Annotated in this window: 9 protein-coding genes; 7 read left to right on the forward strand and 2 right to left on the reverse strand. The window is 69.9% G+C overall.

What is annotated here, in order from left to right; translation table 11 throughout:
• Positions 1 to 230: DNA-directed RNA polymerase subunit alpha C-terminal domain-containing protein (locus ACWGIH_RS36190; RefSeq protein ID WP_453691749.1), on the forward strand; the 230-nt coding region annotated here is incomplete at its 5' end.
• A gap of 79 nt (positions 231 to 309) precedes the next feature.
• On the opposite strand, the gene ACWGIH_RS36195 is transcribed toward ACWGIH_RS36190, so the two are convergent.
• Complete coding sequence (locus ACWGIH_RS36195; RefSeq protein ID WP_453449297.1) at positions 310 to 1,284, reverse strand: helix-turn-helix domain-containing protein; 975 nt, start codon at positions 1,282 to 1,284, stop codon at positions 310 to 312.
• Positions 1,285 to 1,580: 296 nt separating this feature from the next.
• Between ACWGIH_RS36195 and ACWGIH_RS36200 the strand changes: the two genes are divergently transcribed.
• From ACWGIH_RS36200 to ACWGIH_RS36225, 6 genes are all read left to right on the forward strand, one after another.
• The gene (locus tag ACWGIH_RS36200) at positions 1,581 to 2,405 is read left to right on the forward strand and encodes an alpha/beta fold hydrolase (protein ID WP_453449298.1); all 825 of its coding nucleotides are present in this window, start codon (positions 1,581 to 1,583) and stop codon (positions 2,403 to 2,405) included.
• A gap of 72 nt (positions 2,406 to 2,477) precedes the next feature.
• On the forward strand, positions 2,478 to 3,308 hold the full coding sequence (locus ACWGIH_RS36205) for an alpha/beta fold hydrolase (RefSeq protein ID WP_453449299.1): 831 nt from the start codon (positions 2,478 to 2,480) through the stop codon (positions 3,306 to 3,308).
• A gap of 14 nt (positions 3,309 to 3,322) precedes the next feature.
• Entirely contained in the window at positions 3,323 to 4,114 is a 792-nt protein-coding gene (locus ACWGIH_RS36210) for an alpha/beta hydrolase (RefSeq protein ID WP_453449300.1), read from the forward strand.
• Between the two features lie 109 nt (positions 4,115 to 4,223).
• The gene (locus ACWGIH_RS36215; protein WP_453449301.1) at positions 4,224 to 4,652 is read left to right on the forward strand and encodes a VOC family protein; all 429 of its coding nucleotides are present in this window, start codon (positions 4,224 to 4,226) and stop codon (positions 4,650 to 4,652) included.
• A gap of 94 nt (positions 4,653 to 4,746) precedes the next feature.
• Complete coding sequence (locus ACWGIH_RS36220; protein WP_453510353.1) at positions 4,747 to 7,749, forward strand: helix-turn-helix transcriptional regulator; 3,003 nt, start codon at positions 4,747 to 4,749, stop codon at positions 7,747 to 7,749.
• A 170-nt stretch (positions 7,750 to 7,919) separates the two neighbouring features.
• Positions 7,920 to 8,870, forward strand: a complete 951-nt coding sequence (locus ACWGIH_RS36225; protein ID WP_453449303.1) for a helix-turn-helix transcriptional regulator — start codon at positions 7,920 to 7,922, stop codon at positions 8,868 to 8,870.
• 376 nt (positions 8,871 to 9,246) lie between these two features.
• Here the strand turns inward: ACWGIH_RS36225 and ACWGIH_RS36230 are convergent, their stop codons facing one another.
• Positions 9,247 to 10,188 carry a winged helix-turn-helix domain-containing protein gene (locus tag ACWGIH_RS36230; protein ID WP_453449304.1) on the reverse strand — a complete coding sequence of 314 codons (942 nt, stop codon included), beginning with the start codon at positions 10,186 to 10,188 and terminating at the stop codon, positions 9,247 to 9,249.
• Positions 10,189 to 10,204 lie beyond the last annotated feature (16 nt).

Genomic DNA, 10,204 nt, shown 5'->3' on the forward strand with positions numbered 1-10,204 from the left:
AGCGCGAGGGCATCCACTCCGTGGGTGAGCTCGTGGCCCGCTCCGAGGCGGACCTGCTCGACATCCGCAACTTCGGTGCGAAGTCGATCGACGAGATCAAGGCGAAGCTGCACGGCATGGGCCTCGCGCTCCGTGACAGCCCGCCCGGCTTCGACCCCGTCGCCGCGGTGGACTCCCTCGCCGCCGCGGACGACGCGGACGCCGGCTTCGTGGAGACCCAGCAGTACTGATCGCTGTTCCTGGTCGCGCGGTCCGGCAGTCACTGCCGGGCCGCGCGACCATGTTCATGTCTGGACGGAACGTTGCTCGTCACTCGTCGGAGGACGAGGTGGCTGCCGGGTGGTGGAGGCGGCGCCACTGGCGAGGCGTGACGCCGTAGGTCTGGTGGAAGCGGCGGGAGAAGTGGGTCGGGTTGGTCAGGCCCCAGGATCGGGCGACGGCCTCGATCGTGCGGTGGGCGTGCTCGGGCAGGGCCAAATCGCGGCGCGTGCCTTCGAGGCGTCGGCGGATGATCCATTTCTCGAGTCCGAGGCCGCCTTGCTCACAGAGCCGGTAGAGGGTCCGTACGGAGATGTTGTGGGCCGCCGCGATGCTCTGCGGGGTGAGCCCGGGGTCGGTCAGATGCGCGCGGACGTAGGCGAGGATGCGGGTCAGGAGGGTGTCCTTCGCGACCGACCGCCGAGTGCGTTCGTCGGAGGACACCGAGACGACGAGGGCGCGGGTGAGTTCCAGCGTGGCCGAGCCGAGCGCCTCGGCACCGGGGTCGCCGCTGAGCTGGTCGGCGCGGTGGTGCAGGCTCCGTATGTGCTGCAGCAACAGTGGCGCGACACTGCTGTGCTCCAGGAGCGGTATCGCGGTCCTCACCAGGTGTTCCGGCAGGCCGAGACGCTCGGTGTCGACCATGAAGGCGACGGAGACTCCGTCCCCGGACCACGCGTACTCGTAACCGGCGGTCTTGTGTGCCAGTGCCAGGGCGTCGGGCCCTACGTGCTGTTGATGGCCGTTCCAGGTGAAGGAGCCCGTCCCCTGGCTCTGAGTGATGATCGAGACGGTGTTCATCGAGTCGAATCGCGAGTGGCGCGGGGTGCGCCAGATGCGCATGCCCGAACCGTGCGTGGCGAACAGGGTCAGCGGGCCGAAGTTCCAGACCTCCAGCCTCTTGCGCATGCCGGCCGCAGGACGTTCCTGCTCGACCGAGCAACTTCCGCTCTCCCCCACGGCCACGGCGTGAAATGCCTCGGTCCGGTCGGCGGCAGGTAAGTCCTCCGTGTCCAAAACCAGCATGGCCCCCCCAGGGCGGCGGCAGCGGACTTCCCGCTGCCGTACCGTCCTCCGGATTCTTCAGCAACGCGGTCACCGGGGCAGGCAGATCCCAGTACTGCCGGGTCACGCGCGTGAGCTTTTGCAACTCGCGCCACAGGAGTCACCGCGGCGGAGGGCGCTTTGGCACTCGGGGAACAGTTTTCGGCACGCAGGGCAAAGAACGGGTCCCCCGTCACTGACACGATCCCCCTCACCGAAGACGGGCACCGACACCGACATCGAGGCCCGCCCACACGGCTGTTGACGGGAGCGCTCCCATGCGTAACTTCATCACGACGCACGACGGCACGGAGATCTTCTACAAGGACTGGGGCACCGGGCGGCCTGTGGTGTTCAGCCACGGCTGGCCGTTGAACGCCGACGCCTGGGACGACCAACTGCACCTGGTCGCCTCGCACGGCTACCGCGCGATCGCGCACGACCGGCGCGGCCACGGCCGCTCGAGCCAGCCGTGGGACGGCAACGGCATGGATACGTACGCCGACGACCTCGCCCAGCTGGTCGAGACGCTCGATCTGCGCGACGCCGTGCTGGTCGGGCACTCGACCGGTGGTGGCGAGGTGACCCGCTACATCGGCCGGCACGGTACGTCCCGAGTCGCCAAAGCCGTCCTGCTGGGCGCCGTGCCGCCCCTCATGCTCAAGACCGACGCCAATCCGCAGGGCCTGCCCATCGAGGCGTTCGACGCCATACGTTCGGGTGTGTCGGCCGACCGGTCGCAGTTCTACGCCGAGCTGAGCGTGCCCTTCTACGGCTTCAACCGGCCCGGTGCGAAGGTCTCGCAAGGGGTGTCGGACGCGTTCTGGCTGCAGAGCATGCAGGTCGGGCTCAAGGGCGCGCTGGACTGCGTCCGCGCGTTCTCCGAGACCGACTTCACCGAGGATCTGGGGCGCTTCGACATCCCCACCTTCATCGCCCACGGCGACGACGACCAGATCGTCCCGATCGTGGCCGCCGGCCTGGAGTCGGCCAAGCTCGTCAAGGACGCGACGCTGAAGGTCTACCCGGGTGCTCCGCACGGTCTCGTGGGCGCCTTCAAGGACGAGTTCAACGCCGACCTGCTGGCGTTCCTCGCCTCCTGAGACACACCGGCCCCCACGCCACGTGAGCCGGCACATCCGCACCGTCCGACCCTCCGTCCGAAAGGGTTCGTCATGCGTGTACCCGCGTTGCGCCGTCTGCTGACGGCACTGGCCGCCGCCGTCCTCCTCCTCACCGCCTCGGTCGCCGCCCGGGCGACCTCCGACGCACCCGGGCAGGGCGCGCCGAAGGGGTCGAAGCCGACCGTTGTCCTGGTGCACGGGGCATTCGCCGACGCCTCCGGCTTCAACGACACCATCGCCTTGCTGCAGAAGGCGGGCTTCCCCGTCATCGCACCGGCCAACCCGCTGCGGGACACCGCCGGCGACGCCGCGTACGTCTCCAGCGTGGTGGACAGCATTCCTGGGCCGGTCATCCTGGCCGCCCATTCCTACGGCGGCGTCGTCATCACCAATGCCGCGCGCGGGCACGCCAACGTCAAGGCTCTGGTGTACATGGGGGCGTTCGCGCCCGCCGAGGGCGAGAGCGCGCTGCAACTGGCCGGCCAGTTCCCCGGCAGTGAACTCGGCGCCGCCCTGATACCGCGCGACTATCCGATCCCCGGCAGCAAACCGGGCACCGACGGCTACATCGACGCCGCGAAGTTCCGGGCCGTGTTCGCCGCCGACCTGCCCGCCTCCCGGACCCGTCTGATGGCGGCCACCCAGCGCCCCGGCAGTGTCCAGGGCCTCAGCGGCCCCAGCGGCGCGCCTGCTTGGAAGACCATCCCGTCCTGGTACCTGATCCCCACCCAGGACAAGGTCATCCCGCCCGCCGCACAGCGGTTCATGGCCGAGCGCGCGGGCAGCAAGGTGACCGAGATCCGGTCCTCGCACGTGGTCATGATTTCCCACCCCGAAGCCGCCGCCAACATCATCAAGGCGGCCCACGCCGCCACCCGTTGAAGGAGCGAACGCTCATGAAACCGGACACCATCGTCCTCGTCCACGGCTTCTGGGTGACCCCCCGCAGCTGGGAACACTGGATCACCCGCTACCAGTCCCAGGGCTTCCGCGTGCTGGCCCCGGCGTACCCCGGCTTCGAGGTGGAGGTGGAGGCCCTCAACGCCGACCCGACCCCGATCGAGGAACTCAGCGTTCCCTCGATCATCGCGTCACTGGAGAAACTGATCGACGGCCTCGGCACGCAGCCGATCATCATGGGCCACTCCGCGGGCGGAGTGTTCACCCAGATCCTCCTGGACCACGGATACGGCAGCGCCGGAGTGGCCATCAACTCCGCACCCACCGAGGGCGTGACAACGATCCCGCTGTCACAGCTGAAGGCGACGTTCCCGGTCCTGAAGAACCCGGCCAACCGTCACAAGGCCGTCGGATTCACCTACGACCAGTGGCGCTACGCCTTCACCAACACCTTCCCCGAGGACGAATCCCGCGCCCTGTACGAGCGCTACCACATCCCCGCGTCCGGCCATGTGTTCTGGGGCAGCGCACTGGCCAACATCCACCCCGGCCATGCCGACTCCTACGTGAACTACCGCAACGACGACCGGGCGCCGCTGCTGTTCGTCTCCGGCGAGAACGACCACCTGATGCCGCCGAAGATCCAGCAGTCCAACGCCAAGCACTACAAGTCCGACACCGTCACCGAGATCGTCGAATATCCGGGACGCTCCCATCTGATGCCCGCCCAGGAGGGCTGGGAGGAAATCGCCGACCACGCCCTGGCCTGGGCCCTCGACCACACCTGACCGGCACAAGCCCCACCGACCGCGAAATGCGTGGTGGACCGGGCCAGTTGGGCGCCGAAGCTGCCTTTCACGGGCGACGGTGAGCAGTTGGCCGTCGTACGGTGACCCGATGACATCGATCAAGAAGTTCCAAGTCACCTTCGACTGCGCGGAACCCGAGCGCCTCGCTCGCTTCTGGTGCGAGGTGTTGGGGTACGTCGTGGCGCCGCCACCGAACGGGTTCGCCACATGGGACGAATTCAAGCGCTCCCGGCCACTTGAGGAGCAGGACGCTTGGTGTGCGTGCGTCGACCCCTCGGGCGAGGGCCCGCGACTGTACTTCCAGCGCGTCCCCGAAGGGAAGGCAGCCAAGAACCGGGTGCATCTCGACGTGCGGGTCGGCACCGGACTCGTGGGTGAGGAGCGCCTCGCCGCGCTCGAGGCCGAGTGCGCACGCCTCGTCCCGCTCGGGGCAACCCACGTACAGACCCTGTATGACGGCAACGATTCGTGCATCCCGATGCTGGACATCGAGGGCAACGAGTTCTGCGTCGACTGAGCGACCGCGGCCGCGCCCACCGGCGTTCGGCCCGGGGGCACTGACCCACTGACCCCCCTGTCCCCGCCGCGGACGAGATGCCATGCTCAGCGCTGTGCACAGTAGTCATACAAGCCCTGTTCTCGTGGGCCGCAGCGCCGAACTGACCAGACTCGGCGAAGCCTTGTCCAGGGCGGACGCCGAGGAGTCGGGCGCCGTCTTCTTGGGCGGCGAGGCCGGTGTGGGCAAGACCCGGCTGCTTCGGGAATTCCTTGACCGGGCCGCCGAGGGCGGGGCCGTCGTCGCCCTTGGTGGTTGCGTCGAAACCGGCGCCGACGCCCTGCCGTACCACCCCGTCTCGGCCGCCCTGCGCTCCCTGCGCCGGCAGCTCGGCGCGGAACTGGACGCCGCCGTCGCCGGTCAGGAGGGCGAGCTCGCCCGGCTCCTTCCCGAGCTCGGCGAGATGGACCGGGACCGCCCCGAGACCGACGGTCGCGCCCGCCTCTTCGAGCTCACCGTCCGCCTCCTCGAGCGGCTCTCCGCGGGCCGGACTCTCGTGGTGGCCCTTGAAGACCTGCACTGGGCCGACCGCTCGACCCGCGAGCTGCTCAGCTATCTGCTGCGCGCCCTCACCGACAGCCGCCTGCTCATCGTCGCCACCTACCGCGCCGACGATCTGCACCGCCGCCATCCGCTGCGCCCCGCCCTGGCCGAGTACGAGCGGCTGCGCACCGTCACCCGTCTCGAACTCCCCCGCTTCGAACGCGCCGAAGTGCGCCGCCAGCTCGCGGCCCTCCACGGCGAGGCCCCGTCCGAACAGATCCTCGACCGCGTCTTCGCGCGCTCCGAGGGCAACGCGTTCTTCGTCGAGGAGCTGGCCGGCAGCATCCGCGAGGGTTCCCCCGGTGGCATCAGCGACTCCCTGCGCGACCTGCTGCTGGTCCGAGTGGAGGCGCTGCCGGAAGAAGTGCAGCGCGTGGTGCGGGTCGCTGCCCAGGCCGGCTCCGAGGTGGAGTTCCGCTTGTTGTCCACCGTGACGGGTCTGGCCGAGGACGAGCTGATCGCCATCCTGCGTACCGCTGTCGGTGCCGCTGTCCTGCAGCCCTCCGACGAGGGTGAATCCTTCCGTTTCCGACATGCCCTGATGCGCGAGGCCGTGGCCGGCGACCTGCTGCCCGGCGAACGCTCCCGGCTCAGTCGCCGCTATGCCGAGGCATTGGAGGCCGACCCCACCCTCGTACGGTCCGAGGAGCGAGCCGGGCGCCTTGCCGCCTACTGGTTCGACGCCCGCGACCCCGCCAAAGCGCTGCCCGCCGTGCTCGCCGCGGCAGGCGCCTCCCGCGGACGTCACGCGTTCGCCGAGCAGCACCAACTGTTGGAGCGGGCGCTGGAACTGTGGGACGACGTTCCTGATGAATTGCGCCGGCGGGCCATGCGCCAAGGGATTCACGACGGCCTGTGCCCGGCCATGTCCCAGGATTCGCCCGGCGACTTCGTGGTCCTGCTGGCCGCGATCACCGCCGCCGCCCGCCTGACCGGAGAGCGGGAGCGAGCACTCGCCATCTGCAAGCGGGCGTTGCGCGAGCTGGAGGACACCGACCCGCTGCGCGCGGCCTGGTTCTGGACCGAGCGCTACCAGCTGATGCGCGACCTCTCCCGCTCGGACGGCTGGGACGAGATCGCCCAGGCCCTGAAGCTCTTGGAGGGCCTGCCGCCGTCCGTCATACACGCCTACGCGCTGACGCATGCGGCGCACTGGTACGTGGTGCACCAGCCGGGACCGAAGGCCATCGAGATCGCCCAACAGGCGGTGGAGCTCTGCCGGCTGACGGGCGCGGAGACCAGCGGTCTCACCGCGCGGCACACCCTGTCCTGGCTCACCATCCACGCGGGCGACGTCGAGACCGGGCTCGAACAGGCCCGCGAGGTGTGCGCCCGGGAACTCCAGCCCGGCAACGCCAACGTCCTGCTGCGCGGCTTCGGCAACCTGTCCACGGCGCTGCACGGCCTCGGCCGCTACGCCGAAGCCGCCGAGGTCGCCGAAGAGGGCAGCGGACTCGCCGAGCGGTACGGGTTGCCGGACACCGCCTCGTTCATCGACGGCAACCTCGCCGAGTCCCTCATCCAGCTCGGCCGCTGGACGGCGGCCGACACCGTGCTCGAACGGGCATCCGGCCGCCGCGGCGTGAGCTCCCGCACCTGGGGCCAGCTCGCCGAGCAACGCGCCGAACTGGCCCTGGCCCGAGGCAGGTACGACGAAACCCTGCGTCAACTCGAGGAGGCCGGCCGGCAGAACACCGGCCCCTATCCGGAACTGCAGCGCACCCTGACCGTGGCACGCATCACCATCGCACTGGCGGCCGCCGACGGCCGGATTCTCGACGTGCGCTCACTCCTGGACACGACGGTCGGCGACGCCATCGCCCCCGGCCACCATCGCTACGGCTGGCCGCTGCTGTACGAGGCCGCCGCGGCGGAGGCACGGACCCGCGGGCTCGCCGTAGCCGCTCCGGGGCGCGCGGCGGCGGTGCAGCGCATCCGCGAGGCCATGAAGGGCCAACCCGAGTTCGTACCGTTGTGGGCTGCGCACTCCCTGATGATCCACGCCGAGCTGCTCACCGCCGAGGGCCACGACGCGACCGCGGCATGGGCCCAGGCCCTGGCGGCCACCGAGCAGTTGGAGGCTGCGGTGCTACCGGCCACCGCCCGGTTGCGGCTCGCGGAGACCCTCATCACCCAGGGCGGTGCCGGTTCCCGCACATCGGCCGGCGAGCTGCTGTGCCAGGCCCATGCGGTGGCGTGCGAGCTGGGCGCGGCGCCACTCGAGAGGGAGATCACCGCGCTGGCCGATCGCGCGCGGATCCCGCTGCACCGGGGCGAGGGGGAGGCGGCCGGCCGGCCCCCGACACCGGCGGCGGCACTGGGGCTGACCGCGCGGGAACGGGAGGTGCTGCAACGAGTCGCCGCCGGGCGGAGCAACCGGCAGATCGCGGAGGAGCTGTTCATCTCGCCGAAGACGGCGAGCGTGCACGTCTCCAACATCCTGACCAAGCTGGCCGTTTCAGGCCGCGGGGAGGCCGCGGCCATCGCACACCGGCTGGGGGTCTTCGACACCTGAGGGTCGGACATCGTCGCGCTGAGCGGCTCCGCGGCTGGATTCAGTACCTGTCTCCGGTGCGCCGTTGCGAGTAGATTCGCCATGTCGGTCAACGCAGTGACTCAAGGATCGACAGCTCGTGTCCCAAGGCCAAGGGGGCGGCTGTGGGCGTTGCGCCGGAGGATGTGCGCTTGATACGCAGCGCTCTCGTCACCAAAGAGACCGCGTTGGCCCGGGAGTTCATGGATGCCTCCTACGGGGCGAGCCTGCGGCTCAGCGGCCGACTGGAGGGCGAGGACCTGCGGTTCTCTCGTGTGGGCACCGACCAGTTCACTGTCGACCACGTGGTGCTTCCTGGCACGCTGCGCTTCGCGTGTGACGCGCTGAGCCGTCCCGTAGTGAGCGTGGTCAGGCAAGGGCATCTGAGAGTCGACTTCCCGGACCGGAGTGACCTTCCCGGGCCTGTTACTCCCCTGCTGACCCCGTACGGAATGCCGTACCGAGTCGTATGTCAGGAGGCGGTGACGCACGTGACCGCCCTCGACCCCGTCCTCCTCCACGACACGCTGGGCACTCCCACCGAGGACCGCACCCAGCTCAACTTCTTCGAGCTACAGGCTCCCGACCCTGCAGCCGCCCAGTTGTGGCAAGCCACGACCTCCTTCGTGTCCCACCGGCTCGACGGCATGGAGACGGTGCCTGCCCTGCTGTCCGGGCAGATGGCACGTCTGCTCGCGACGACCATGCTGGCTCTGTTCCCCCACCAGCCTCCTGAACATCGGCGGATCGACAGCACCGATGCGACACCGGCGACCCTGCTCCGCGCCCTCGCCTACATCGACTCCCATGCCCATCAGGACGTCACGCTCACCGATATCGCCCGGGCCGCGTACGCGTCTCCCCGAGCCGTGCAAGAGGCCTTCCGCCGCCATCGCGGCACCACACCGCTCGCCTACCTGCGGCGGGCCCGACTGGAGCATGCGCACCGCGATTTGGAGGCCGCCACGCCGGACACGTCGACCGTCACCCGGATCGCCGCGCACTGGGGGTTCGCCCACACCAGCCGCTTCGCCGGTCACTACCGCTCGGCCTTCGGCCAATCCCCGGGCATGACCCTGCGCCAGAGCAGCCGACAGCTTTGACGTGTTGGCATCACCGGCCACGCGCATGCCGACGAGCGACCACATCGCCGCCCGCCACCGCCGTCCACGCGACCGAATGGGCTTACTCCCGCAAAGCCCACTGCCGCCGCGTGGACGGCCTTTCGCCAAACGATGTCCACATGGCGCGGGGGCCTGGGCCATCCCGACCGCGGCAGGTGAACCACCGCCAGGAGGGAGACCACGTGGCCGGCGAACGACCCGCCCCGGCGCACCGAGTCGCCTCCGCTGACCAGCCTGCCGTTCCGTCGGTGCGGCGTCTGCCCGGTAAACGCGGCAGTCCGTCCAGAAAACGAGCGCTTCCGCTCCTCGCCGGACCTGGACGAGCCTGGGTTGGTGAGCGTGCGGGACGGCGCTCTCAGGCTGCGGTGTTGAGGAGGTCGGTACCCGCGGACGTGGTGGTGTGCAAAGCGGTGTTGTGGTGGCGGGTGGTGTGGGAGAGGCCTGCGGTGCGCAACACGGTCGCGTGCTGGCTGGCGCTGGCCGGCGAGATGCCCGCGCGGCGGGCGAGTTCGGTGGTGGTGCAGCCGGGGTGCCGGGCGATGGTCCACAGCACCACGGCGCGGGTGTGACCGAGGAGCGCGGTCAGGGAGTCGGGGACGGTACTGAGGGCTCGTGCGGTGTCGGTGGACGGCAGGAACAGGTCCGACTCACGCAGGCCGACGGGGTAGGTCAGCCACGGCTGGGGGTCGGCTGTGTCGTCCAGCGCCGGGTACACCGCCCCGAAGACCGAGGGAATCAGGAGCAGGCCGCGGCCCGCGAGGTGGATGTCGCCGGTGCTGCCGGAAGCCATGGTGAGTTCGAGCACGGGTGCTTGCCACCGGATGTAGCGGGGGTTGAGGCCGGACAGCAGCATGTCGAGGCCGCCGTGGGTGGCCTGGCGGGCGCGCAGTGCCTGATCCGCGCGGCTGAGGGCGTCCATGTGCCGCTGATACGGGGCGATGACCTGCTTGTGGGCGTGGGCGACCGTGTCGGCCAGCTCCGAGAGTAGTTGGCCGTCGCTGCCGAGTGACCGTGTCCAGAACGGCACGGCACGCTGGTGGCCGCGTCCCGCCCAGGCCTCCGTGTCGTTGCGGACACGAGTGGCGGGGGTGGCCCGCACCCGTTCCAGCGCCTCGTCGATGCTGTCGGCCGCCGTCTGATCGAGGAAGTCCACGCTCCAGCCCGTCGGCGGGATCAGATCGAACAGCCGTCTCACCCTCGGCGACAGGCGGCGCAGCGATTCCCTGCGCCAGGCGCCGAACCGGGTCGCATGGCTTCCTTCTTGCAGCAGTCGCAACGCGATATCCAGCTCCAGCATGGGACGAGGTCCCTCG

The sequence above is a fragment of the Streptomyces sp. NPDC054872 genome (assembly GCF_053610705.1).